We start from the raw sequence: 24,979 nt of genomic DNA, 5'->3' as shown, positions 1-24,979 counted from the left end.
AACGAGAAGGTCGCGGGATCGAATCCCGTTTTCCGCTCCATAACGAATCTTACATCCGCCGATGGCGGATTTTTTGTTTTTGCGCGCCTAGCCAAGCTCAAGAGTGCGGCGTTTGGCGTCATCCTATTAATGCAGTTGTCCCGCCTGTCGCGAAAGTCTCGGCCAAGAACAAAAAAGCCCCATCCGGGGCTCGCCTGCCGCAAGAAGTCTCAACCAGAAACAAATAAACCCCGTCGCACCCTCGCCTGCCGCAAGAAGTCTCGACCGGAAACAAAGCAACTCCGTCGCACCCTCGCCTGCTGCAAGAAGTCTCAGCCAGAAACTAAAAAGCCCCGTCGCACCCTCACTTGCCGCAAGAAGTCCCAACCGGGAACAAAATGTCACATTACTGGCTCACTCAGCCGCGAGAGACGAAGCGCAGAAATCCGCGCATCGTCTCGGTATCGCAAGTCAGTATCTCAAGTCGGTATCTCAAGTCGGTATCGCAGACGGCACTGTCAATAAAATCGCTCGATCGTGAAGTTGGGGAAGTCCCCGCGGAAAATGCCGTAGTTGTATTCGAGCGGCGTGTTGTCCGTCAAATATGTGATCGTCTGTACCTCGAAGCAAGGCGAGCCTTCGGGGATGTTGAGCAGCTTCGCGACCTGCTTGTCCGCGAGCACGGGCTTCAGCTTTTCGACGGAGCGGTGGATTTGCAACTGGTAACGGGTCTGGATGAGCGAGAACAAAGAGCCCTCGTCATGATTAAGCGCAAGTCCCGGCGCCAGGCTCCAGGGAATGTATGAGGTCTCATAAATCAAAGGCTCGTGGTCCGCGTAACGCAGGCGTACAAGCTTCGTCACCGGCGACTCGAGCGGAATGCCGAGCACGCCGGCGAGCGGCGAGTCCGCGGGCACGACGACCGCTTCGAGCACTTTGTTGCTCGGCTTCTTGCCTTGGGCGCTGATATCCTCGGAAAAGCTTCGGGTCGCGAGCAGTTGCAGCTCTTTGCGCTTAACGAACGTCCCGCTTCCCTGGATCCGCTCGAGGATGCCTTCCCGCTCCAGCTCCTGAAGCGCGTATCGTACGGTCGTGCGACTCACCTGATACTGATCGCACAGCTCCGATTCTGTTGGCAGTCGATCTCCCACCTTATACTCCTCGGATTGAATTTGAAGCAGCAGCTTCTCCTTCAGCATCGCGTAAAGGGGATTGTGTTGTTTTTTTGTCATTACAAATTACCTCCACTAAGTGCAACTGCCAGCATTCATCATTATAAATGTAATCGTCATATTTGTGAATCGAATCCTCGATTCCGTGCAATCTCGCTATTTTTTTACCAAGGCTGGTGAAAATACAGCGCTTGCTTCCTATTCAATCTAGCCAATGCGCACAAAAATTTTTTAGACGATTGACAAAGGTAATAACAAATAATAACATGTACTTAATTCATTATTACCATTTAGGAGTGAGGGGATAAGAAAGGTACGAATTTACTGGATGAGCAAACGCTGGAAGGACATCCGATCATTGCTTGAACGGCGCCTGGCGGAAGCAGCCGGGAGTGTGTAAAGGGAAGGCGCGAGCGAAGCGACGAGCTTCGCACAAAAGAAAGCGTTTCCAAATTCCGACTGGCAAACCGCATCATCCGAACCAGATCATCCGAACCAGATCATCCAAACCGCATCATCCAAACCGAACGAATAACAGACAGGGAGGTCATCCGTTTTGCCAAACCAACATTCCTGGCCCAAGTGGGCCGCGCCGATCCTCTTGTCCGCAGCGCTGCTGTCGGCTTGCGGCGTGACGCCGTCCGCCAAATCGGACGCATCGCAGACTGCCGGCTCATCGGCATCGACTGGAGACGTCCAAGCGGAGATGGACTGGTCCAAGCTTGGCGACGGCTCGCAGAAGGGCAAGAAAATCACCGTGCTTATGGTCGACACCGACGGACGCGTCGCGCAAATGGCGAAAAAATTTACCGAAGAGACCGGCATCGAAGTGAACTTCATGGGCGTCGACTACAACTCGCTCTTCGGCAAGATCACGACGGCCTCGCTGTCCAGCTCCTCCGACATCGACATCATCGAGATGGATACGATCTGGGGCGGCCAGTTCTACGAAGGCAAGATTGCCGCGGACCTAACGAACGTCATGCCGAAGGAGACCCTCGCGAACTACACACAATCCTCGGTCGATTCGGTCATCTACAACGGCCACGTGCTCGCCATTCCTTATTACTCCAGCAGCAAGCATCTGTATTGGAACAAGAAGCTGCTCGCCGACGCAGGCTACGACGCCCCGCCGAAGACGTGGGACGAATTCCGCGAAATGTCCAAGAAGCTGACCAAAAACGGCGTCTACGGCTCGGCCTGGTCCTGGAAGCAGGCGGAGTCGCTCAACATCGACTTCGACACGATCGTCGCCGCGTTCGGCGGCAAGCTGCTTGACGATCAAGGCAAGCTGCATGTCAACTCCAAAGAGGCCGTGCAGGCGCTCACCTACATGACGGACCTGCTGCACGTCGACAAGACGGTCGATCCTTCCAGCCTCCAATGGACGGAGGACGACGTGAAAAACGCCTTCGCCGCGGGCAAGATCGCCATGATGATCAACTGGGAGGGCATGTACCCCGACCTGAACAACGCGGAAATGTCGCAGGTGGTCGGACAGACCGACGTCGGCCTCATCCCCGGACAGGGAGACATCAAGTCCACCGCCGTATCCGGCTCCGAAGGCATCGGCATCATGCAGAGCAGCAAAAACAAGCAGGCCGCGCTGGAGTTCGTCAAATGGATCGGGGAGAAGGGCTTCCAGCTCGACAACTTCAAGGAAATGGGCATCTATCCGTCGCTGAAGAGCCTGTACGAAGATCCCGACATGATCGCCGCGGACTCGACCGAGACGCTGGGCAAGATCGTTGAGCAGTTCCAGTACGGCTCCAATCGTCCGAACGCGCCGGGCTATGTCGAATGGGCCGACATTCAATCGAACGAGATCTACAGCGCGCTTGTAAAAAACAAAACGCCGCAGCAGGCGCTGGACGACGCGGCCAAAAAGATCGATCAAGCGATACAGCGCGCGGCCAAATAGCAAGGAGGAGCAGGAGTGGCTGAGCCGAACGCGGCACCCCGAAGAAAACGAGCGAGATACACGCCCGCCATGCGACACGACGCGCTGCTGGCCTACGTGCTGCTGGTGCCGACCCTTTACATTCTGTTCCGCATTTTTGTCGTTCCGATTTTTCAATCCTCCGTATGGAGTCTCTACAAGTACAACCTGATGGACGGCTCGAATCCGAGGCCCGTGGGCTTTGGCAACTATGCCGACATCTTTAAGCTGCAAGACTTCTGGACGTCGATGGGGAACACCGTGTACTTCACGGTCTTCTCCGTCGCGGCCGAGCTTGCGATCGGTTTTTTCGCTGCGCTGCTGCTGAACCATGCGTTCAAGGGCCGGCTGCTGTTCCGCGGGATGATCATGATTCCCTGGGCGATGCTGACGCTCGTCAGCGGCCTGCTGTGGAACTGGATCTACCAGCCGGGCTACGGCGCGCTGACGGTCGTGCTGCACAACCTGCATTTGCTGCCGGATTCGTCCAACCCGCTCTGGCTGTCCAGCTCGACGAAGGTCGTGACGTTCTCGGCGATCGCAGACATTTGGAAGATGACGCCGTTCATGACGCTGCTGCTGCTGGCGGGCCTGCAGAACATTCCGCACTCGCTGTATGAGGCGGCCGTCATCGACGGGGCGGGCTTTTGGAAAAAGCTTCGGCATATTACCGTGCCGCAGCTGCTGCCGACGGCGATCGTCGCGGTCATCCTGCGCATCATCGGGGCGTACCGGGTGTACGACATCCTCACGGTGTTCACGGGCGACGCCAAAACCTCAACCTCGTACCTCACCTACAACTACGCCTTTCGCTACTTCTATCTGGGCAAGGCGTCGGCGATGGCCTGGGTATCGACGCTGCTCATCCTGATTCTCGTCGTCGTCTACATGGTGCTGCTGAAGCGCAACCAAGATTCCCACCTTTAAGGAGCCGAGCACGTATGGAATCGACTAACAACGGCGCCGGCGTCCGGCGCTGGTTCACCAGGGCTCGCGACGGCGATCTGATGCCGCCGTTCTATCTGTGGCTCGGCATCGTGCTGCTGACGCTGTTCACGCTGGGCCCGTTCGTCTACCTGCTGACCAGCTCGTTCAGCCTGACCCGCGATCTGCTGTCCGGCCATCTGCTGCCGCATTCGCCGACCTGGCTCAACTACCGGCATCTGCTAGCGGGCACGGTCGGCAGCGACTTCTTCCACGCGCTCCGCAACAGCTTCACCGTGAGCGCCGTCACGACGCTGCTGACGATCGTCGTCGGCACGCTGGGCGGCTACGCGCTCGCCAGACTGAAGTTTCCGCTGCGCGTCACGCTATTGTTCATCATCCTGGCGATGCAACTGCTGCCCTCGATCAGCATCATCGTGCCGCTGTACGTCATGATGCGGGACGGCATCGACTTCACGATTCCGTTCACCGGCATCGGCTGGCATACGCCGCCGCTGCTCGATACGAACGCGGCGCTGATCGCCGCCAATCTGTCCTTCTCCCTGCCATATGCGGCCTGGCTGCTGTCGGGCTATCTGCAGGGCGTTTCCAGAGAGCTCGAGGAGGCCGCGTACATCGACGGCTGCGGCAAGCTCGGCACGATGGCGCGCATCCTCGTGCCGCTCGCGATGCCGGGCATCGCGGCGACCGCGATCTTCACGTTCCTCAATTGCTGGGACGAATTTATATACGCCAACGCATTCACGCAGACCGTCGCTTCGAAGACGCTGCCGATCGTCGTGCGGGAGTTCATCGGCAAGCACAGCATCGACTGGGGGCTCATGACGGCGGGAGGCGTGGTCGCTTCGCTGCCGCCGGTCATTATCTCGCTCGTGCTCTATCGTTATATCGTGAGCGGCCTGTCGGCCGGCGGCGTCAAGGAATAAGCCGGCGACAGACGGAGGCCGAGGGTCGCAAGTCAGCGCGGGTCGCAAGTCAGCAAGATGAAGGAGCGTAAAACGTATGACCAGACAACATCTGAAGGTAGCCGTCATCGGAGGCGGCTCCTCTTACACGCCCGAATTGATCGAGGGCATTTTGCGGTATCACGATGAATTCCCGGTTCGGGAGCTTGTGCTGGCGGACATCGAAGCGGGCGCGGAAAAGCTCGCAATCGTCGCGGATCTGGCCCGTCGGATGATCGCGCGCAGCGGCAAGGAGATCGCGCTGCGCACGACGCTGGACCGCCGGGAGGCGATCGCCGGGGCGGACTTCGTCACGACGCAGCTGAGAGTCGGCATGCTGGAGGCGAGATCGCTCGACGAGAAAATCCCGCTGTCTCACAGACTCATCGGCCAGGAGACGACGGGCGCGGGCGGCTTCGCCAAGGCGCTGCGGACCGTGCCGGTCATCCTGGACATCTGCCGGGACATGGAGGAGCTGGCGCCGGACGCTTTTCTCGTTAACTTCACCAACCCGGCTGGACTCGTCACGGAGGCGGTGCTGAAGCACTCGCGCATCAAGACCGTCGGGCTGTGCAATCTCCCGATCGACACGAAGATGCAGATCGCGGCGCTGTACGGCGTAGAGCCGGAGCGGGTGTTCATCGAGATGGCGGGCATCAACCATCTGCATTGGACGACGCGCGTGCTGCTGGACGGCGCGGACGTTACGGATTCGTTTCTGAAAACGCTCGGCTCGGGCAAAGGATTGACGGTCAAAAACGTTCCCGATCTCGAATGGGACGCGGCGTTCATCACTTCACTCGGCGCGCTGCCGTGCTCGTATCATCGCTACTATTATATGAAGAACGAGATGCTGGCCGAGCTGGCGTCCGACTTCGAACGCACGGGCAGGACCCGCGCCGACGAGGTCAAGTCGGTCGAAGCCGAGCTGTTCGACATTTACCGGCGACCCGAGGTGACGGAGAAGCCGAAGCAGCTGGAGAAAAGGGGCGGCGCTTACTATTCGGAAGCCGCGGTGCGGCTCATGAAGTCGATCTACGCGGACAAGGGCGACATCCAGGTCGTCAACGTGAGAAACGGGGGCATCGTCTCTTGTCTGCCGGACGACGCTTCGATCGAGGTCAACTGCGTGATCAAGGCGGACGGCGCACATCCGCTCCAACTGAAGGCGCCGCTGTCCCCGCAAATCCGCGGATTGCTGCAGCTCGTCAAGTCGTACGAAGAATTGACAATAGAAGCGGCCGTGCGCGGCGATCGCCACGCTGCGCTGCAGGCGCTCACGATTCACCCGCTCGTCGGCGACGCCGCGCTGGCGAAGGCCGTGCTCGCCGACATCCTGGAAGCGAACGCGGCGTATCTGCCGCAGTTCGCGGCCCTGGTGCCGTGAAGCCGTCGGCAGGAGCTGCCGTGAATGCGACGAGTTCGCCGGCCGCGGCCGGCGCCGGACGGTTCGTCGTGCGGGGCGCGCAAGTGGTGGTAAAACCGACTGCGGCCGAAGCGGAGCTGCATGTCGCGGCGCTGTTCGCAGCGCAGCTGCGGCGCAAGCCGGACAGCGTGCTCGGGCTGGCCACCGGCGGAACGCCTGTGGGCGTCTACAAGGCGCTGGTCGCGGCGCATCGCTTGGGCGAAGCGGACTTCGGACGGGCGCGGACGTTTAACCTGGACGAATATGTCGGCTTGTCGACGGAGCACCCGCAGAGCTACGCGGCTTATATGAAAACGCATCTGTTCGACCGGGTCAAACTGTCGCCGGACCGGACGCATCTGCCGGAAGGCGACGCGGACAATGCCGAGGAAGCGTGCAGGCTGTACGATGCGCTGTACCGCTATTACGGTCCGGCGGATCTCCAACTGCTCGGCATCGGGCTGAACGGCCACATCGGCTTCAACGAGCCGGGCTTCCCCGCAGCGCCCGGCGGCACGCATGTCGTCCGGCTGGACGAATCGACCCGTGAGGCCAACGCACGGTTTTTCGAGGAAGGTGAGCGGGTGCCGGAATACGCGCTGACGATGAGCGCGGGACGTATCTTGCAGGCCAGATCCGTCGTGCTGCTCGCCACGGGCGCGGCGAAGGCGGCGATCGTCGCCCGGGCGCTCGAGGGGCCGATCGGCACGGATTGCCCGGCGTCGCTGCTGCAGCTGCATCCGGATGCGACATTCGTACTGGATACCGAAGCAGCCGGCGCGCTGGCGTCGGAGACGACCGGGCCGCGGCCCGAGAGGGGCTGATCGGCCGGCGGCGCGGCGTCGGAGCGAGCGGGGGAAGCAAGAGAGCGAAGCAAGGAGCAAGGGCAAGGCTAGGGTAGGTCAAGGGAGCGCAGCAAGGAGCAGGGTTTGAGGCAAGGCAAGGGAGCGAGTCTAGGGTAGGGCCAACGAGCAAGACAAGGACAGGGCAAGGGTTTGAAGCAACGGACGCAGTCGTGTCCGAACGATCAACCGAGGAGGCTCATCAATGGGCAAAAGGTGGAAGCAAGGAGCAGTGTCGCTGCTGTCGGCATCGGCGCTGATGGCGCTCGGACAAGGCGCGTATGCCGCGACATCCGCGGAGACGATTCCGGCCTGGGCAGCGGCCGAGATTCAGACATGGCAGGAGCTCGGGCTGCTGAAGGGCGACGAGAATGGGCTTGTCCGTCCGAACGGAGCCGTGACGCGGGCGGAGCTGGCCGCGATGCTGAATCGCATGTACGGCTACGGAACCGGCAGCGCGGCGTCGTTCGCGGACGTGCCGGCGCAGGCCTGGTATGCGGCGGATATCGCGAAGGTTGCGGCGGCGGGCATTATGCAGGGCGACGCGGCGGGCAATGCGACGCCGCTCGCCAACGTGACCCGCGAGCAGGCGGCGGTCATGCTGGGCCGGGCGCTGCACTTGAGCGCGGCTTCGTCCGCCGGCTCACTCGCCGACGAAGGACAGATCGCCGCCTGGGCGAAGGACGCGGTGCATGCGCTGCAGGCAGCGGGCTACATAACGGGAACGCCTGCGGGCGAGTTCCAGCCCAAGAAAAGCTTGACGCGCGCCGAGGCGGTCAAGATGCTGAACGGGGCGATGGGGACGCTGATCGCAGACGGCGGCGCGCATGACGGCGTATCCGGCGGCAATCTGACCGTCAACAAGCCGGGCGCTAGGCTGACGGGCTTGAAGCTGACGGGCAGCCTGTATATCGCGCCGGGCGTCGGCGAAGGCGAAGTGACGATCGATGGCTCGAACGTCGGCGGCACGGTGTACGTGCTCGGCGGCGGCGCGCATACGGTCGTGCTGAAAGATACGAAGGCGGCGCGCCTCGTCGTCGACAAGGCGTCGGGCGACATTCGGGTCAAGCTCGAAGGCGACACGAACATTGCGAGCGTCGAGTTCGCATCCGGCGGCGAATTGGACAACGGGTCCGCGCAGCCGGTCGGCATCGTCGTCATCAAGGCGAAGCCTTCGGATACGGTGCAGTGGAAGGGCGACGCGACGGAGCTCACATTTACATCGGGTCTGTCCTTCCAGGGCGGTACCGGACATATTTCGAAGTTTACGGCGGATTCCGGCTTGAAAAACGCGAAGATCGAGCTCGCGTCGGATTTTGCGCTGGACACGTTTACGGCCAACGGCCCCGTGCAGGTGACGGGCGACGGGAAGATCGCGACGGCGGTGATCAACGCCGAGGGCGTCGAACTGTCGAAGGCGCCGATCCTGTTGACGCTCAATGCGTCCAGCGCCAAAGTGGGCGGCGAGACGAAGACCGGCAGCGGCACGGGCAGCACGGCAGGCACGGGCGGCACGACCGGAAGCAACGGCGGCAACAACGGCGGTGAAACCAGCGGGAATAACGGCGGTGAGACCGGCGGGAACAACGGTGGTGAAACCGGAGGGAACAACGGCGGCGAGACCGGCGGGAACAACGGCGGCGAGACCGGTGGGAACAACGGCGGCGAAACCGGTGGGAATAACGGCGGCGAGACCGGCGGAAACAACGGCGGCGAGACCGGCGGAAACAACGGCGGCGAGACTGGCGGGAACAACGGCGGTGAAACCGGCGGGAATAACGGCGGCGAGACCGGTGGAAATAACGGCGGTGAGACCAGCGGGAATAATGGCGGCGAAACGGATCTGAGCACAAAGCTCTACAGCTATGCGGAAGCGTCCGCCAAGCTGGGCAGTGCGACGGCCGAGCTGCAGGTCAAGCAGTATATCGCCTTCCTGCAGGACCCGACCTACAAGCCGAGCATCGCCAACAAAGCGACCGCGGTGCCGAATCTGACGAACGCGACGACCTTCGTCAACGCTTCCTTTAACGTCAAGCCTTCGATCTTCGCCTCGCTCCGCGGTGTCAACACGTCGGTGCTGGACGCATCGCGCGCGTCGTTGTGGCTGGGCACGAACGCCGGCGTCACGCGTGTCCGCCTGTCAGACAACGAGATGAAGTCGTACACGCTGGCGAGCGGCGATTTGAAGGACGACAAGGTGCTGCTCCTGATCTCGGACGGCAAAACGGGCGTCTACGCGATCACCGAGACCGGCGTATCCCACATCCAAAAATAAGGAAGGTGTCCCATGGCGAACAAAAAACTAAGCAAATGGGCGACCGGCGCGCTGACCGCGACGCTGGCCGCCGCGATCGCCGTTCCGTCCGCCAGCGCGAACGTCGCGCTTCCGGGCGCGAAGTTCGAGCCGGTCCGGCTTCATGCCGCAGCGACCAAAAACGTCGTTTATTACAAAACGGGCGATGCCTCCATCCCGTCGGACCTGGCGTGGACGACCGCGACGGATATTCCTTTTCTGCCCGGCGCCGTGACCGGCGACGTCACCGCGGCGTTTAAGGACAAGAACAACGTCTACTGGATCGGCACCGAGACCGGCCTGCAACGCGTGGACTTCACGGAATCCGACGCGCGGGACATCGTCCAGTACTTCGCGGGGCCGCGCTACCTGTACGGCGGAGACGACCATGTGCTGGCGCTGGCTTCCGACGGCGACGGCGGCGTATGGGCCAAGACGGCCAGCGGCGTCACGCATATCACGATGCCGAAGATGACGCTGCTCGAGCGGACCTCCGTTTACGAGAAGCTCGTCAAGGCCGTCAACGACCGCCGCGGCATGGCTTCAGGCGCCTCGTTCACCTTTTCGGACGGCGCGAATTCGAGCGTGGACTACAGCTCCGCAACGGGAAAATTCACGGGCTCGCCCGCGACGAGCGACAATGACGGCTTGTGGACGACGATGTATGCGATCGGCGAGATCTTCCGTTACCGCACGCTGAAGGACGAAGCGGGCGCAAGCCCGACGGCGCAGCAACAAGCGGATATCGAAGCCGCAAAGGCGGACGCGCTCCGCGCCTCCAAGGCGGTGCTGCTGCTCGACTACGTGTCCGGCCGCGGCAACGGTTTTCCCGCCCGCTCCTACATGCTGACCGGCGAAGGGCTCGCCCAGACGACCGACGGCACCGACTACGGCTTCCAGAGCCAGAACGGCCTCTGGTTCCATACGATCGTCGGCGACAACGTCGTCAACCCGAACCCGATCATCCCGAGCATGCAGCAGGCCGGCAAGACGCCGATCGGCTACGGCCTCGTGCGGGTCACCAAAGACGCCGAGAGCAAGAAGGGCGATACGCTGTTCCCCTCCGGCGGCTCGGACGTCATGAACTACAACGGCTTCGGCCTGAGTCAGGAGGCAATCGATGCGCTGAACGAGACACGTCCGGACGGACAGAAGCTCGGCATCGATATCAAGACCTCGGTCGCCAAAAACGTCTACCAGGTGCTGCCCGTGATCACGGCCAAGACGAATAACGCGAACGCAGCGGAGGACAAGACGACGACGGCTTCGAACAAGCCGCTGTTCCAGTTGACCGTGCCGGTGTACGAGAAGATCCCGAAGTTCTTCAACGATCTGTTCCCGGCCAGCGCCATTGGCAGCGACGGTTATATCGATCAGAACCAGATCGTATACAAAGCCGACACCTCCTCGGATGAGGTCGACGGCCATTACGCCCTCTTTTTCACCGCCTATCAATACTTGTGCGACGATGCATCCGATCCCGAACTGGCCGAGTTCAAGCGTCTGACCGCCGAAGCGACCGACCGGATGACGAATCTGATTCTGAAGGACGACCATTACTACATCGAGGATGCGACGGGCAAGTCGACCCAATGGTCCAGATGGTTGTCCAAATATTTCAACGACAGCTTGTCCGTCATGGAAAAGCAGGCGCTCTGGACGCAGCATATCGGCGTGGACGAGAACGGAGACGACGCGCTGTCCTACGGCTACGAAGACGGTCCGCTCAACGCGCTTGAGATCATGTCCATGCTCAAGACGGCGATCACGGTGACCGCGGAGGCTTATCCGCAGGATCAGGCCAAGTTCAAGGCGGCCTACGATCTCGTATACGACGGCGATTACAGCAAGGAAGAGCCGTTCGTCAACGGCAAAGGCTACATCAACATGGCGCTCGACTATCAGGCGCGCAGACTCGTGCGTCAGGCGAACAACGCATACGGCATCAACGACAACAATCCCGCTACGTACGAGAAGCCCGGCTATACGGGAGACCGCGAAGACGACTCCAATATCAACGCAACGCTGCACGGCGATTGGACCCAGTACATCAACTACTCGGACGAGGAGCTCGGTTGGTTCCCGGTCTACGAATTGATTTTGCAGGAAGAGGATCCGGTCCGCAAAGCGCAGATCGTGGCCGCTTACGACCAATGGTACGCGAACGAAAAGCGCGAGGAAAATCCGTTCTACACGTTCCTGTACCAAATGGCGCATCCGGAAGATACGAGCGTCGACCTGGCGTCGGCCGTTCGCTTCCTGTATCGCATGCCGCTGTACCGCATCGAGTTACCGGCCCAGTACGATCGTCAGGACGTCCTCTACATCGAGCCGGGCGATCGCGACAAGTTCAAGCAGACGAACTACGCGCTCGCGCCGGACGAACGCAAGATCATCAAGAACAACAACAATCCGTTCGCCCAGCTCGACGCGCCTTACACCGCGAATCCGAACTTCGATTACTACCATGGCAACATGGACACGTCCGCGGTATTCACCCTGCCTTACTGGATGGGCCGTTATTTCGGCATCATCAAGGAAGCACAGTAAGATCGTCCGGCTGCAACATACGAAAAAACGTCCTTTCGGGGACGTTTTTTTGCCGTCGGAACGGCGTAAGCGGTGATATACTAGAGTCCATTAAAGGGAGGTCTCCATATGCTGGGTCAAATTTTCACGGGCTTGGTCGCCCTCGAGCACGTCTACATCCTGGTCCTCGAAATGTTCCTCTGGACGACGCCGCGGGCGATGCGGTCGTTCGGCACGACGCCGGAGACGGCCGCGGCGACCAAGTCGCTCGCAGCCAACCAGGGGCTGTACAACGGATTTCTCGCGGCCGGCCTATGCTGGGGGCTGCTGCATCCGAACGGGCAGACAGGGCAGCAGATTGAGCTGTTTTTCCTGGCGTGCGTGCTGGTCGCGGCCGTATTCGGCGGATTAACCGCCAAGCGTTCCATTCTGCTCGTGCAGGGGCTGCCGGCGTTGATCGCGTTGATACTCGTGATGTGGGCGTAGCGTTGAATCGCGGCGGCGAATCTCGTTATTCGTAAACCCGGTGCCAGACGCCGGCGAATTCGGGCACGACGGGCGAGCCGCTCGCCGCGACCTTGTCCCCGGTCTCGTCGCCAAAAAAGAACCGGGCCAGCCGTTCGGCCTCGGCCGCGTCCGCGAACGTGTAGTCGAACGGGAAGCACTCGTGGGCGAAGCCATGGACGCGCTCGAGCGCATCATAATAGGAAAGCAAAAATGCCGGCGGGTTCGGCGCGGGAAAGCCGGTGCCCATCGTCTCGAAGATAACGGCCGTGCCGCCGGGCCGCAGCACGCGGCGAATCTCGGCCAGAACGGCGGCAAGCGCGTTGCCGTCCGGGTCCGCATCCGCGGCGGCCGTATAGGCGATGCTCCAGCCCGAGACGACAAGGTCGGCGCTGGCATCCTCCGCAGGGATGCGCAGGTGCGTGCCGACGGCGGTACGCCAGTTGCGGGCGCCCGCCGCCGTCAGCTTGGACGCGGCCACCTCGAGCATGGCCGGCGACAGATCGACCGCCAGCACGGTGCCGGCCATGGCGGCGTTCGGTACGGTCAACCGGCCGCTGCCCGCGCCGAGGTCGACGACGTCGAGACCGGCTAGCGGACGAATCGCGTCGATGCGCGCGCCGAGCGAGGGCTGGGCTGAGATCAACCTGTCGTACTCCGCAGCCCGGCTGCGGTAGATCTCGTCGTGATTCGGCTCGGACGAGGGCGAGGAAGCGGACGATGAGAAAGAAGAAGTCATTGCGATAGCCTCCATATCTGCATAATTAGGTATATTTTACTCGCAAAGGCATTCTTCTGGATAGAGGCGGGGCCGGGACGGTACCGACATCTGCGTTCGCATGTTTCCATGGTCCGGCGTGAGCGGAATGCCGCGGCCGGCGCGGCATTTAAATTTTGACGGCGGCCTCGCTCCGCGGTTCCCGGCTAACCCGATGCGGGTACATTATTTTTGGAGGCTCTGTTGCGAGGGGCAGATTTTATAGATCATTTGTAGTATGATGTTTAGAAGATTGTTTAGCGTCGAAAGTCATGATTTTGAGGTGAATGGGATGACAGAAATGGCCACGGCAAGCCGCTCTTCGACCAACCATTTGCTGCGCCGGGACGTGCGGTTCCTGGGCAACATCTTGGGCGAAGTGCTGGTGCACCAGGGCGGCCGCGAGCTGCTCGACCACGTAGAGAAGATCCGGGAGACGAGCAAGGCGCTGCGCGCCGAATTCGTACCCGAGCTTTACGAGGAATTCGTCAATACGATTACCGGGCTGGAGCCGGGGGTTCGCCATCAGGTGATCCGCGCGTTCGCGATCTACTTCCAGCTCGTCAATATCGCCGAGCAGAACCACCGCATCCGCCGCAAGCGCGATTACGAGCGTTCCGCGGGCGAAGCGGTTCAGCCGGGCTCCATCGAGAGCGCGATCGTGGAGCTCAAGAACAAAAATCTGCCGCTGAACGAGGTTCAGGAGCTGCTGTCCGGCATCTCGCTCGAGCTGGTCATGACCGCGCACCCGACCGAAGCGATGCGCCGGGCCGTGCTCGACGTACACAAGCGCATCGCCAATGAGATGATGGAGCTCGACAATCCGTCGCTCACCTACCGCGAGCGCGAGCGTCTGCGGGAGCAGCTGCGCAACGAGGTGCTCACCCTCTGGCAGACCGACGAGCTGCGCGACCGCAAGCCGACGGTCATCGACGAAGTGCGCAACGGCATGTACTTTTTCCACGAGACGCTGTTCAACGTGCTGCCCGACGTCTACGACGAGCTGGAGCGCTGTCTGGCCAAGTGTTATCCGGAGCAGAAGTGGCATGTGCCGACTTATCTGCGCTTCGGTACGTGGATCGGCGGCGACCGGGACGGCAACCCGTCCGTGACGGCCGACATCACCTGGCGCACGCTGAACATGCAGCGCAACCTGGTCATTCACAAGTACGAGACGCTGTTGAAGGCGCTCATGCGGAAGATGAGCTTCAGTACGACAATCGTCAAGGTGAATCCGGAGCTGCTCGAATCGATCGAGCAGGAGCGCGAGACGGTCGAGCTTCGCACGGTGGAGCGCTGGACCAACGACCACGAACCGTACCGCATCAAGATCACCTACATTATCCAGAAGCTGCAGAACATGCGCGAGGAGAAGTTTAAAGGAACGTCGCAGCGCTATCACCAGGTGTCGGAGTTCATCGCGGACCTGCAGCTGATCGATCGCAGCCTGCGCCACCATTACGCGGACTTCGTCGCCGATACGCATCTGAAGAAGCTGATTCGCCAGGTCGAGCTGTTCGGCTTCTATCTGGCTGCGTTGGACGTGCGTCAGCACTCCCAGGAGCACGAGAACGCGATGACCGAGGTGCTGGCGAAGGCAGGCGTCACGGACCGCTACAACGAGCTCGGCGAGGAAGAAAAGATCGAGCTGCTGCACGGGCTGCTGTCGGATTCCCGGCCGCTGCTGCACGCGACGGCATCGCTCAGCGAAGGCACGAAGGAGTGCCTCGAGGTGTACCGGACGATCTACCGCGCCCAGGAGGAGTTCGGCGATAGCTGTATCACGACGTACCTGATCAGCATGACCCGCGGCGCGAGCGACCTGCTCGAAGTCATGGTGTTCGCCAAGGAAGCGGGCCTCGTGCGCCGTACGCCGGAAGGCAAGCTCGTCAGCTCGATCCAGTCGGCGCCGCTCTTCGAGACGATCGACGACCTGCACGCTGCGCCGGCCATCATGAAGACGCTGTTCGACCTGCCGGTATATCGCGAAGCTGTCGCCGCGCGCGGCGACATGCACGAGATCATGCTCGGCTACTCCGACAGCAACAAGGACGGCGGCATGGTCACGGCGAACTGGGAGCTGCGCGTCGCGCTGTACAAGATCACCGAGACGGCGGGCGACTATGGCGTCAAGCTGAAGTTTTTCCATGGCCGCGGCGGCGCGCTCGGTCGTGGCGGCATGCCGCTGGACCGCAGCATTCTCGCCCAGCCGCCGCACACGATTGGCGCGGGCATCAAGATTACGGAGCAAGGCGAAGTGCTGACGTCGCGTTATTCGATGGAAGGCATCGCTTACCGCAGTCTCGAGCAGGCGACCAGCGCGCTCGTCAAGGCTGCATACCTGGCGAAGCATCCGACGCTCGACCAGTCGGCCGACGCGCAATGGGAGGAGATCCTCCCGTCGATCTCGGAGACGGCGCAGACCAAGTATCAGGATCTGATCTTCCGCGACCCCGGCTTCATGACCTTCTTCAAGGAGTCGACGCCGCTGTCCGAGGTCGGCGAGCTGAACATTGGCTCCCGCCCGTCCAAGCGCAAGAACAGCGAGCGCTTCGAGGACCTGCGCGCGATCCCTTGGGTATTCGCCTGGACGCAGAGCCGTTACCTGCTGCCTGCGTGGTATGCGGCCGGCACGGCGTTCGAGCAGTACGTCGCAGGCGATCCTGCGAAGCTTGAGACGCTGCGCCGGATGTACCGCGAATATTCGTTCTTCGCGACGCTCGTCGACAATCTGCAGATGGCGCTGGCCAAGGCGGATCTGCTGATCGCGCGGCAATACGCGGACATGATCAAGGACGATGAGATCCGCACGCGGATTTTCACCCTCGTCCAAGAGGAGTACGACCTGACCAAGCGCATCCTGCTGGAGATTACCGGTCAGGAAGAGATTCTGGACAATGTGCCGGTCATCCAGGAGTCGATCCGGCTACGCAACCCGTACGTCGATCCCCTCAGCTACCTTCAAGTTCAGCTGCTGAGCGAGCTCAGGCAGCGCAGAGACGAGGGCGAGGACGACGCGGAGCTGCTCCGCGAGGTGCTGCTCACGATCAACGGCATTGCCGCCGGCCTGCGCAATACAGGCTGATCGACGGCGAGATAAGCAAGGCGGGCCCGGGCGCATGCCCGGGCTCTTTTTGGCGGAGCGGAAAGGATCGGATGGAGGGGCAGTCGCAGGCTTTGACGCGGAGAGCCAGAGAGCCAAGAGTCTCAGCGAGGCAGGAGATTTAGCGGACCCAGGAGACGTTATTTTCGTAAAAACCGCTCCGGAGTCGATGATATCGGACTGGAGGGACGCTATTTACCGAATCAAGGCTAATATAGGCCGGCGATCGCGCAATAGCGCCCGCTGAGTCCGCGACCGGTCCGCGAATCGCGAGAGGGACAAGAATAGCGGCTGCTCAGTCCGTTCTGTACGCGCCAGAACGTATAATTGTTTTTTAAAATGGGCGAAATCGGATATCTTGGCATTTACTGTGAAGGCGTAGCGGCGGATGTCGGATAGGCAAAAATATGCGAAAAGGCAAGGGGGCCGGGCATCCCGCGTCTTGCTTTTTTGATACATGTGCATTACCATTTTCTTGATCGCATTCATGCGAAGGGTCTTCCCGACCCGGCCGGGCCAAGTTGTCCTGCTCGCAGGCATCGCGATGCTGAGCGGACGAGACGGGCCGAGCGCCGGGCGACCGGCGAAGAAGGTGAGGGTTAACACGTTGAAGCCAATAGAGACGCGACTTGCGAAGCTGGCCCGCAAGGGGGATCAGCGCGCATTCGCGGAGATCGTGGATTTATACAAGGACAAGCTGTACCATCTGGCCTACCGGATGACGAGCAACCGGCAGGAGGCGGAGGATGTCGTGCAGGAGTGTTTTCTGCGCGTATACCGCAACCTGGACCGTTACGACGAGAATCAGAAATTTTCGACGTGGATCTACCGGATCGCGACAAATCTGTGCATCGACAGGCTGCGCAAGCGCCGTCCGGTGTATTCGCTGGACGCCGAGTCGTCGGACCATGAGGGGCTGGACGGGTACGCGATGCTGCCGAGCGACGACCGGACGCCGGAGAGCGAGCTGATTCTGTCGGAGACGCAGCGCATCATCCGGGATGCGATCGACACGCTGCCGGTCAAGTACAAGTCGGTCATGGTGCTGCGCTATCTGCAGGACATGTCGCTGCAGGAGATCTCGGACGTGCTGGACATGCCGGTGACGACGATCAAGACGCGCGTCCACCGGGGCCGCGAGTTCATGCGCAAGAAGCTTGAGCACAAGCTTTAAGGCTTCGCCTATTTTTCCGCCAAAGTTGAAACCGTCCCGAGACGGGGAACGTACTGTATAGAAGCATTCGCAAAGGAGGCTTTATGTTCTCCTGTGCAGAAAGGGATGGCTATCATGAAGTGCAACGATGCCGTTAAACGGATGCACGATTATCTCGACGGGGATCTGCCCCGCGAGGAGTCCGCGCTGCTGCAGCAACATCTTCGCGAATGTCCGGCCTGCGAGGAGCGCTACGGGGCGCTCGAGCGGACGGAAGCTTTGATATATGCCCAGCCTGTCCCGGCTGCGCCTTCCCATCTGACCGACGCCATTATGGGCGCGCTGCCCAAGAAGCGGAGTCCGAAGGTGTGGACCTCGTGGGTGCAGCGGCATCCGGCGGCTTCGGCGGCGGCGATCTTCCTGGTCGTCATGCTGTCCAGCTTCGTCGCGATGTGGAATCAGGACGATCAGCTCAGCCTGAGCGGGGACCTGTCGCACGTCGTGATCGAAGGCAACAAAGTCATCGTGCCCGCCGGCCAGAAGGTCGAGGGCGATCTGACGATCAAGAACGGCGAAGCCGAAGTGCTCGGCGAGGTCGAGGGCAACCTGACCGTCATCGACGGCAACGTGACACTCGCGTCGACAGCGCATATCGCCGGCAAGGTGAAGACCGTAGATCGGGCGCTCGACTGGGCATGGTACAAGGTGACGACCTGGTTCGACACGGTGGCCTACGGGACATGACGGCCGCCGTCCGGCGGCCAGACAAGGCGGCCTCCCTGGACATCGGGGAGGTTTTTTTGTATTCTAAACAGGATTTAGAAGTTCGTTTATAGAAAACAATAGATACATATCCTAAGCGCAATCTGACAAGATTCGGGAAACCCGATCGAGACGCCAGACGGGGGGTGCGTCTTGGATTATTTCGAGAACTTAACGGTGTGGGGCGCCGTCAAGGACGCCGCCGATATCCTCATCGTCAGCTATCTTATATACCGAATGATTCTGCTGGTGCGCGGCACGAAGGCCGTCCAGCTTCTTAAAGGCATCCTGCTGCTCGTTATCACGTGGGCGCTCAGCACGTGGCTCAACCTGTATACGCTCAAATGGGTGATGAACCAGCTGTTCCCGTTCGGGATCATGACCATTCTGATCATCTTCCAGCCCGAGCTTCGCAGAGCCCTCGAGCAGCTCGGCCGCGGCACGCTGTTCAGCCGTTCTTCCCTGGAGGAGCACGACATCAGCCATCCGATCAACGAGGTCATTAAGGCCGTTCAATACCTCGCGAGGCGCAAGATCGGCGCCTTGATCGTCTTCGAACGGCGCACGGGGCTCGGCGACTACATCGAGACCGGGATCAAGATGAAGTCCGCGATCAGCTCGGAGCTGCTCATCAATATTTTTATTCCCAACACGCCGCTGCACGACGGCGCTGTCATCGTGAGCGGCGGCGAGATCATGGCGGCGGGCTGCTATTTGCCGCTGTCGGAAAATCCGTTCATCTCGAAGGAGCTGGGCACCCGGCACCGCGCAGCGATCGGTATCAGCGAGGTGTGCGACGCGATCTCGGTTGTCGTCTCCGAGGAGACGGGGCATGTATCGCTCGCGCTTAATGGGCAAATCGTGCGGGACATCAAGGAGGAGTCGCTGATCTCCAAGCTGTTCGACGAGCTTCGCCAGACGAATGCGAAGAAGACCGGGCGGAGCTGGAACATCCCTTGGAAGTTCTGGCAGCGGAAAGGCGGTGACGGCCATGGATAAGTGGCTCAGTCATCCGAATGCCGTACGGCTCATCTCGCTGGCGCTCGGCATCCTGCTGTGGGCGGTCGTCCACTTCAACCCCGATTCGACGCCGAACAACGTCGCTTCGCTCATCGAGACGCGCACGTTTACCGACGTGAAGGTGCAGGTGCGCGGATTGGACGAGCAGAGCTACGTGCTCAAAAGCATGGACCCGACGAAGGTCAAGCTCATCGTGCGCGGGACGCCGAGCGATCTGCTCGCCGCGCGTTCGGACGGCGGATATATCGTGGAGGCCGATCTAAGCACCGTCAAGGCCGGCACGCATACGATAACGCTAAGAACGGATCTGCCCAGAAGCATTCAGACGATCCAGGTCGAGCCCGCGACCGTGACGGTCGAGCTGGAGGAGCTGCAGAGCAAGGAATTCGAGGTTCAAGTGACGCCGAAGGGAACGCCGAAGGAAGGCTACAAGGCGGGGGCGCCCGTACTGCGTCCGACGAACAGGGTACATGTGACGCTGCCGGCGAGCGAGATGGATCGCGTCGACCATGTCGGCGGCTCGATCTCCATCGAAGGCGCGGACAAGACGCTCAAGGACAAGAGCGTGAAGCTCGTCGCCTACGACGGCTCCGGACAGGAGATTCCGGGTGCGGAGGTCGATCCTGCCGTGCTCGAGGTCGAAGTGCCGATCACCAATCCGTTTAAGCAGGTGCCGATCCAGCTTAAGCTGATCGGTCAGCTGCCCGCGGGCCTCAGCGTCGCGAATCTCAGCCCGAGCGCGGAGGAGGCGACGATCTACGGTCCGCAGACGGAGCTGGACAAGATCGACTTCATCGAAGCGGATCTCAACCTGTCCGAGGTGACCAAGTCGGGCAAAGTCGACATCACGCTGAGCAAGTCCGATGCGGTAACGGAAGTATCGCCGGCGACGATCTCCGTCGACGTGCAGGTCGTGCTGACGCAGACGCGGACAATTCAAGGCTTGCCGATCACAGTCAAGGGGCTCGGCAACGGCCTCAAGATGCAGATCACCAAGCCGGTAAGCGGTCAGGCGGATATTACGTTCAAAGGCGCGCCGGCCGTGCTCGACAAGCTGCAGCCTGGCGACGTCAGCGTCGAGGCCGACCTTAGCGGACGCGGCCCCGGCACGTACACGATACCGCTTAACGTGAATTCGCCGCGGTTCGTGGATCAGAGCGGGGGCAACACCTCGATCGAAGTCGAAATTACGAATATCGGCACGGAGGTGACGCCTCCGCCGAGCGCACAGACGACGGACGAACCCGCCTCGGTCGGCGTCATCGAGCCGGAGGGCGGCGAATCGACGGGGACGGGGACGGACACAGGAAATGCGGGGGAGACCGACGGCGAATCGCCGACGCCAAGCCCGTCCCAGGGGCCGACGCCGAGCGCCACGCCATCGTCGTCGCCATCCTCATCGCCGTCGCCGACGGAAGGCGATTGAGCTTGCAACGGTTGAACGAACAGCATTCCATCTGGAAGAATGAATTGGGGACGAAGGGGTCTTGAGGAACATGGGGAAATATTTCGGAACGGACGGCGTTCGGGGCGTAGCCAACTTGGAGCTTACCGCCGAGCTTGCATATAAGATCGGCCGCTGCGGCGGCTACGTACTGGCGGGGGGCGCGCAGCGTCCGAAGGTCATCATCGGCCTCGACACGCGCGTATCGGGGGCAATGCTGGAAAATGCGCTTGCGGCGGGTCTGCTGTCGATCGGCGCGGATGTCATTCGACTCGGCGTCGTGAGCACGCCGGCGGTCGCGTATTTGACGCGCACGCTCGGCGCGGATGCGGGCGTCATGATCTCGGCGTCGCACAATCCGGTGCAGGATAACGGCATTAAGTTTTTTGGCGGCGACGGCTTTAAGCTGCTCGACGAGAAGGAAGCGGAGATCGAGCGTCTGCTGGACGCCGAAGAAGATACGCTGCCGCGGCCGGTCGGCAAGGACCTTGGCACGGTAACGACGGATTTGGCGCTGAAGCGGATGTACGTCGATTATTTGAAGCTGACGGTGAAGCATTCGTTCGCCGGCCTGAAGATCGTGCTGGACTGCGCGCACGGCTCCGCCTACGAGCTCGCGCCGACGATATTCCGAGAGCTGGGCGCAGAGGTTGTGACGATCGGCGCGGCGCCTAACGGCTTGAACATCAATGAAGGCGTCGGATCGACGCATCCGGAGAAGCTGGCGGCCAAAGTGCGGGAGGTAGGCGCCGATCTTGGCCTCGCGTTCGACGGCGACGCAGACCGGCTCATCGCGATTGACGAGAGCGGGGAAGAGGTCGACGGCGACTATATCCTGCTCATCTGCGGCGAAGCGATGCGCGCTCGAGGTAAGCTGAAGCACGACACGGTCGTAACGACGGTTATGGCGAACATCGGCTTCTTTAAAGCGGCCGACAAGCTGGGCCTGACGACGGCGAAGACGGCGGTCGGCGACCGCTATGTGATGGAAGAGATGGTTCGCGGGGGCTTCAACTTGGGCGGAGAACAGTCCGGTCACGTGATTTTCCTCGATCACAATACGACAGGCGACGGCATCCTGACCGGGTTGCAGCTCGTCGACACGATCGTCGGGGCCGGCAAGAAGCTTGGCGAGCTCAAGCAGGTGATGCGTAAATATCCGCAGGTGCTCGTCAACGTTCGCGTCGTGGATAAGTCGAAGTACGAGGGCAATGCGGCGATCGCGGACGCCGTCGCAACGGCGGAGTCGGCGCTTGGCGACAACGGACGCATCCTGGTGCGGCCGTCCGGCACCGAGTCGCTGATCCGCGTCATGGCCGAGGGGCCGGACAAAGCGGAGATCGAAGGCCATGTCGAAGCGATCGCCGACGTCATTCGCGCGGAGCTCGTCTAATTGACAGCATGCTGGCGCGCCCGGTGTCGACGATGCCGGGCAGTGTCATTTCCTGGGCAATACCGTCATTTGGCGGAAAGTCGCAGTTTAAGGTTGCGCAGTCATTTCAAAACGAATATGATAGTTTAGATTGTCGGCGCGAGCCGCGGGTAATAAGAGAAGGTAACGAAAAACGTCATTCAAGAAGGAAAGGCAGGGTTGGGGTCGCATCAGCTTCATAAGCGCCAGAACTTGCCGCCGGCGCGCGGCGAGTTGACGAGGTGGAGGTGTTCGGATGATCGGCGGGGACCTCCCGGCCCAATCGGGGCCGTCAGCCGGAAGACAAATCGCTCAGGGCAACCGGGCGCACAATACGCCGGCACGATAAGAACGACCAATTGGAATCATACTATAGCGGAATGTCCGGCGAACCGGAGCACGGGGGCCTCGACATGTCGTGGATATCGGGTAATGCTCATCCTGCGCAAGGCTGCGGCCGGCGGGACGCCTGCGTGGCGTCCGGGTCCTGCTTGACTTCGCGGATTTGCATGCGTACCCCTGGTTGTCCGCGGTCTGCTATAGGCGTGCGGCAGCCTGACCGGCTCCGGTGCGTCCCATGGACGTTGACCGAAGCGGAGGCATATATCAATGTGCGGAATTGTCGGATATATCGGATTTAGAGAGTCTCAGCCTATTCTGATCGAAGGGCTTAAAAAGCTGGAATACCGCGGCTACGACTCGGCGGGCATCGCCGTGCATACGGAGCGCGGTCTCGAAGTGACCAAGGCGGTTGGACGTCTGGTCAATTTGGAAAGCCGTCTGACGGGCGACCCGCTGTGCGGCACGATCGGCATCGGGCATACGCGCTGGGCGACGCACGGCAAGCCGTCGGATGCGAACTCGCATCCGCACACGGACAACTCGCTCAAGTTTTCCGTCGTGCATAACGGCATTATCGAGAACTACCTGGAGCTCAAGGAAGAGCTTATGCTTGCGGGTCACCGCTTCCTGTCCGAGACGGATACGGAGGTCATCTCGCACCTGATCGCCGTCGAATATGAAGGCGACATCGTGAAGGCCGTGCAAAAGGCTGTCCGTAAAATGCGCGGCGCGTTCGCGCTGGGCGTACTGACCGAGCACGAGCCGGACCGCCTGGTGGCGGTACGCTATGCAAGCCCGCTCATCATCGGCGTCGGCGAAGGCGAGAAGTTCATCGCGTCGGATATTCCGGCGATCCTCGAGTATACGCGCGACATCTATATCCTCGAGGACGGCGAGATGGCGGTGCTCACGCGCGACGGCGTCGAGCTGCTGACGGTCGAGGGCAATCCGGTCGCGAAGGAAGTTTTCCGCGTGAACTGGGACCTGATGACGGCGGAAAAAGGCGGCTACGATCACTTCATGCTGGAGGAGGTCTACGAGCAGCCGCGCGCGTACCGCGACACGATGCGCGGACGCACCAGCGAGGACGGACGCTCGGTCGTCCTGCCTGAGCTGTCGATCACGGCCGAACAGCTGCGTGCCGTGAGCCGCGTGCACATCGTCGCCTGCGGCACGGCGATGCATGCCGGTATGGTCGGCAAGACGGTCATCGAGCGCCTGGCGCGCATCCCCGTTGAAGTCGACGTGGCATCGGAGTATCGCTATCGCTCGCCGATCATCACGAAGGATACGCTCGTCATCGTCGTGAGCCAGTCGGGCGAGACGGCCGACACGCTCGCCGCGCTGCGCGAAGCCAAGCGCTGCGGCGCCCGCGTGCTGGCGATCACCAACGTCGTCGGCAGCTCGGTCGCGCGCGAAGCGGATGACGTCATCATCACGCTGGCGGGACCGGAGATCGCTGTCGCGTCGACGAAGGCGTACTCCACGATGCTGATCGCGTTTTTCCTGCTCGGGCTGTACATGGCCCAGACGCTGGGGACGCAGGAAGAGGCGGAGATCGCGCATGTCCTGGCGGCGATGGACTCGCTGCCGGAGCAGGTCGAGCGCATTCTCGGGCAGGCCGACACGGTTAAGTCGATTGCCGAATCGATCGCGAAGTCGAGCAGCCTGTTCTTCATCGGCCGCGGCATCGACTACGCCGTCGCGCTCGAAGGCTCGCTCAAGCTGAAGGAGATCTCGTACATTCACTCCGAAGCTTACGCCGCCGGCGAACTCAAGCACGGCACGCTCGCGCTGATCGAGGACGGCGTTCCCGTCATCGCGCTGCTCACGCAGGAGGACCTGTTCGAGAAGACCGTTAGCAACATTAAGGAAGTAAAGGCGCGCGGCGCCGAGGTGCTCGGCCTCGTCAACGAAGGCCACGAAGAGGAGTCGGCGAAGTCCGTCGACCGCCAATTCGCCATCCCGCGCACGCTGCCGCTGCTCACGCCGGCACTGTCGGTCATCCCGCTGCAGCTGCTGTCGTATTACGCTTCACTGGCACTGGGGCATGACGTCGATAAGCCGCGGAATTTGGCGAAGAGCGTCACGGTGGAGTAAGGTAGGAGAACGCCAGATTGCTTCTGTTGTTCAAAGAAAATAAAATGTTAGATTGTAATAATATGAAAAAAGCGGAGATCCAAAATCTCCGCTTTTTTCATATTCAATGGTTTATTCTGCAGCTGCCGCTTAATGAAGTGTCTTAGGGAAACCTTCACGCCATGAAGCGAACCGCGGACTCCAACCATTCCGCAGTGCCTTTGTATTAAGCGCTCCGCGTTCTCCTCTCCCGCTTCCTGGCATGGTCTTGGGTTCAGAAGCGTTAAGGGCTTTCGCAAAGACAGGAACCCATTCGGTACCCGCTGCCGGATCGCTGTCCACAATGTTATAGGTTC

18 protein-coding genes and 1 pseudogene are annotated in these 24,979 nt (G+C 61.1%); 16 read left to right on the top strand and 3 right to left on the bottom strand.

The features are described from left to right. Positions 1 to 227 (top strand): hypothetical protein (locus KVT38_RS30275; RefSeq protein WP_217597484.1); only part of this gene is annotated, 227 nt, incomplete at its 5' end. Positions 228 to 497: 270 nt separating this feature from the next. Here the strand turns inward: KVT38_RS30275 and KVT38_RS30270 are convergent. Next, a complete protein-coding gene (locus KVT38_RS30270) occupies positions 498 to 1,211 on the bottom strand; it encodes a GntR family transcriptional regulator (protein ID WP_217597483.1) in 714 nt (237 codons plus the stop codon). Positions 1,212 to 1,707: 496 nt separating this feature from the next. Between KVT38_RS30270 and KVT38_RS30265 the strand changes: the two genes are divergently transcribed. From KVT38_RS30265 to KVT38_RS30230, 8 genes are all read left to right on the top strand, one after another. Further along, positions 1,708 to 3,072, top strand: a complete 1,365-nt coding sequence (locus tag KVT38_RS30265; protein WP_217597482.1) for an ABC transporter substrate-binding protein — start codon at positions 1,708 to 1,710, stop codon at positions 3,070 to 3,072. Positions 3,073 to 3,087: 15 nt separating this feature from the next. Further along, positions 3,088 to 4,017 carry a carbohydrate ABC transporter permease gene (locus KVT38_RS30260; RefSeq protein WP_217597481.1) on the top strand — a complete coding sequence of 310 codons (930 nt, stop codon included), beginning with the start codon at positions 3,088 to 3,090 and terminating at the stop codon, positions 4,015 to 4,017. 14 nt (positions 4,018 to 4,031) lie between these two features. After that, a complete protein-coding gene (locus KVT38_RS30255; RefSeq protein WP_217597480.1) occupies positions 4,032 to 4,961 on the top strand; it encodes a carbohydrate ABC transporter permease in 930 nt (309 codons plus the stop codon). A 76-nt stretch (positions 4,962 to 5,037) separates the two neighbouring features. Then, complete coding sequence (locus KVT38_RS30250; protein WP_217597479.1) at positions 5,038 to 6,366, top strand: 6-phospho-beta-glucosidase; 1,329 nt, start codon at positions 5,038 to 5,040, stop codon at positions 6,364 to 6,366. 20 nt (positions 6,367 to 6,386) lie between these two features. Then, on the top strand, positions 6,387 to 7,208 hold the full coding sequence (nagB, locus tag KVT38_RS30245) for a glucosamine-6-phosphate deaminase (protein WP_368859186.1): 822 nt from the start codon (positions 6,387 to 6,389) through the stop codon (positions 7,206 to 7,208). A 223-nt stretch (positions 7,209 to 7,431) separates the two neighbouring features. Then, entirely contained in the window at positions 7,432 to 9,501 is a 2,070-nt protein-coding gene (locus tag KVT38_RS30240; protein ID WP_217597478.1) for an S-layer homology domain-containing protein, read from the top strand. A 12-nt stretch (positions 9,502 to 9,513) separates the two neighbouring features. Continuing rightward, positions 9,514 to 12,069 carry a hypothetical protein gene (locus tag KVT38_RS30235; RefSeq protein ID WP_217597477.1) on the top strand — a complete coding sequence of 852 codons (2,556 nt, stop codon included), beginning with the start codon at positions 9,514 to 9,516 and terminating at the stop codon, positions 12,067 to 12,069. Positions 12,070 to 12,177: 108 nt separating this feature from the next. After that, positions 12,178 to 12,534, top strand: coding sequence for a DUF1304 domain-containing protein (locus KVT38_RS30230; protein WP_217597476.1), 357 nt, complete (start codon positions 12,178 to 12,180; stop codon positions 12,532 to 12,534). 25 nt (positions 12,535 to 12,559) lie between these two features. On the opposite strand, the gene KVT38_RS30225 is transcribed toward KVT38_RS30230, so the two are convergent. After that, positions 12,560 to 13,291: a class I SAM-dependent methyltransferase gene (locus tag KVT38_RS30225; RefSeq protein WP_217597475.1), complete on the bottom strand. Its 732-nt coding sequence runs from the start codon at positions 13,289 to 13,291 to the stop codon at positions 12,560 to 12,562. 310 nt (positions 13,292 to 13,601) lie between these two features. Here KVT38_RS30225 and ppc point away from each other — a divergent pair, with 310 nt between their 5' ends. From ppc to glmS, 7 genes are all read left to right on the top strand, one after another. Further along, entirely contained in the window at positions 13,602 to 16,394 is a 2,793-nt protein-coding gene (ppc, locus tag KVT38_RS30220; RefSeq protein ID WP_217597474.1) for a phosphoenolpyruvate carboxylase, read from the top strand. Positions 16,395 to 17,028: 634 nt separating this feature from the next. Beyond that, entirely contained in the window at positions 17,029 to 17,586 is a 558-nt protein-coding gene (gene sigW, locus KVT38_RS30215) for an RNA polymerase sigma factor SigW (protein WP_420872128.1), read from the top strand. A gap of 114 nt (positions 17,587 to 17,700) precedes the next feature. Next, the gene (locus tag KVT38_RS30210) at positions 17,701 to 18,309 is read left to right on the top strand and encodes a zf-HC2 domain-containing protein (protein WP_217597472.1); all 609 of its coding nucleotides are present in this window, start codon (positions 17,701 to 17,703) and stop codon (positions 18,307 to 18,309) included. Positions 18,310 to 18,480: 171 nt separating this feature from the next. Then, a complete protein-coding gene (cdaA, locus tag KVT38_RS30205; RefSeq protein WP_217597471.1) occupies positions 18,481 to 19,326 on the top strand; it encodes a diadenylate cyclase CdaA in 846 nt (281 codons plus the stop codon). Further along, positions 19,319 to 20,773, top strand: coding sequence for a CdaR family protein (locus KVT38_RS30200; RefSeq protein ID WP_217597470.1), 1,455 nt, complete (start codon positions 19,319 to 19,321; stop codon positions 20,771 to 20,773). Before cdaA ends, KVT38_RS30200 begins: the two co-directional genes overlap by 8 nt. 70 nt (positions 20,774 to 20,843) lie before the next feature. Continuing rightward, positions 20,844 to 22,184 (top strand): phosphoglucosamine mutase, encoded by a 1,341-nt coding sequence (gene glmM / locus KVT38_RS30195; protein WP_217597469.1) that lies wholly within the window; start codon positions 20,844 to 20,846, stop codon positions 22,182 to 22,184. Positions 22,185 to 22,811: 627 nt separating this feature from the next. Further along, a complete protein-coding gene (glmS, locus tag KVT38_RS30190; protein ID WP_217597468.1) occupies positions 22,812 to 24,644 on the top strand; it encodes a glutamine--fructose-6-phosphate transaminase (isomerizing) in 1,833 nt (610 codons plus the stop codon). Between the two features lie 129 nt (positions 24,645 to 24,773). Here the strand turns inward: glmS and KVT38_RS30185 are convergent. Then, positions 24,774 to 24,979: pseudogene (locus tag KVT38_RS30185) on the bottom strand (NAD-dependent epimerase/dehydratase family protein); the annotation flags it as partial.

This window comes from Cohnella sp. GbtcB17, from assembly GCF_019091135.1.
Lineage (GTDB): Bacteria > Bacillota > Bacilli > Paenibacillales > Paenibacillaceae > Cohnella.
Note: the sequence above shows the minus strand (reverse complement) of the source record. Positions and strands in the feature narration are given on the sequence as shown.

Bases quoted from the DNA above. Each gene is read 5' to 3' on its own strand.
- KVT38_RS30225 (WP_217597475.1), bottom strand. From the start codon at position 13,291: ATGACTTCTTCTTTCTCATCGTCCGCTTCCTCGCCCTCGTCCGAGCCG.
- ppc (WP_217597474.1), top strand. From the start codon at position 13,602: ATGACAGAAATGGCCACGGCAAGCCGCTCTTCGACCAACCATTTGCTG.
- KVT38_RS30250 (WP_217597479.1), top strand. From the start codon at position 5,038: ATGACCAGACAACATCTGAAGGTAGCCGTCATCGGAGGCGGCTCCTCT.
- glmS (WP_217597468.1), top strand. From the start codon at position 22,812: ATGTGCGGAATTGTCGGATATATCGGATTTAGAGAGTCTCAGCCTATT.
- KVT38_RS30255 (WP_217597480.1), top strand. From the start codon at position 4,032: ATGGAATCGACTAACAACGGCGCCGGCGTCCGGCGCTGGTTCACCAGG.
- KVT38_RS30230 (WP_217597476.1), top strand. From the start codon at position 12,178: ATGCTGGGTCAAATTTTCACGGGCTTGGTCGCCCTCGAGCACGTCTAC.
- KVT38_RS30210 (WP_217597472.1), top strand. From the start codon at position 17,701: ATGAAGTGCAACGATGCCGTTAAACGGATGCACGATTATCTCGACGGG.
- KVT38_RS30200 (WP_217597470.1), top strand. From the start codon at position 19,319: ATGGATAAGTGGCTCAGTCATCCGAATGCCGTACGGCTCATCTCGCTG.
- KVT38_RS30240 (WP_217597478.1), top strand. From the start codon at position 7,432: ATGGGCAAAAGGTGGAAGCAAGGAGCAGTGTCGCTGCTGTCGGCATCG.
- glmM (WP_217597469.1), top strand. From the start codon at position 20,844: ATGGGGAAATATTTCGGAACGGACGGCGTTCGGGGCGTAGCCAACTTG.
- KVT38_RS30270 (WP_217597483.1), bottom strand. From the start codon at position 1,211: ATGACAAAAAAACAACACAATCCCCTTTACGCGATGCTGAAGGAGAAG.
- KVT38_RS30235 (WP_217597477.1), top strand. From the start codon at position 9,514: ATGGCGAACAAAAAACTAAGCAAATGGGCGACCGGCGCGCTGACCGCG.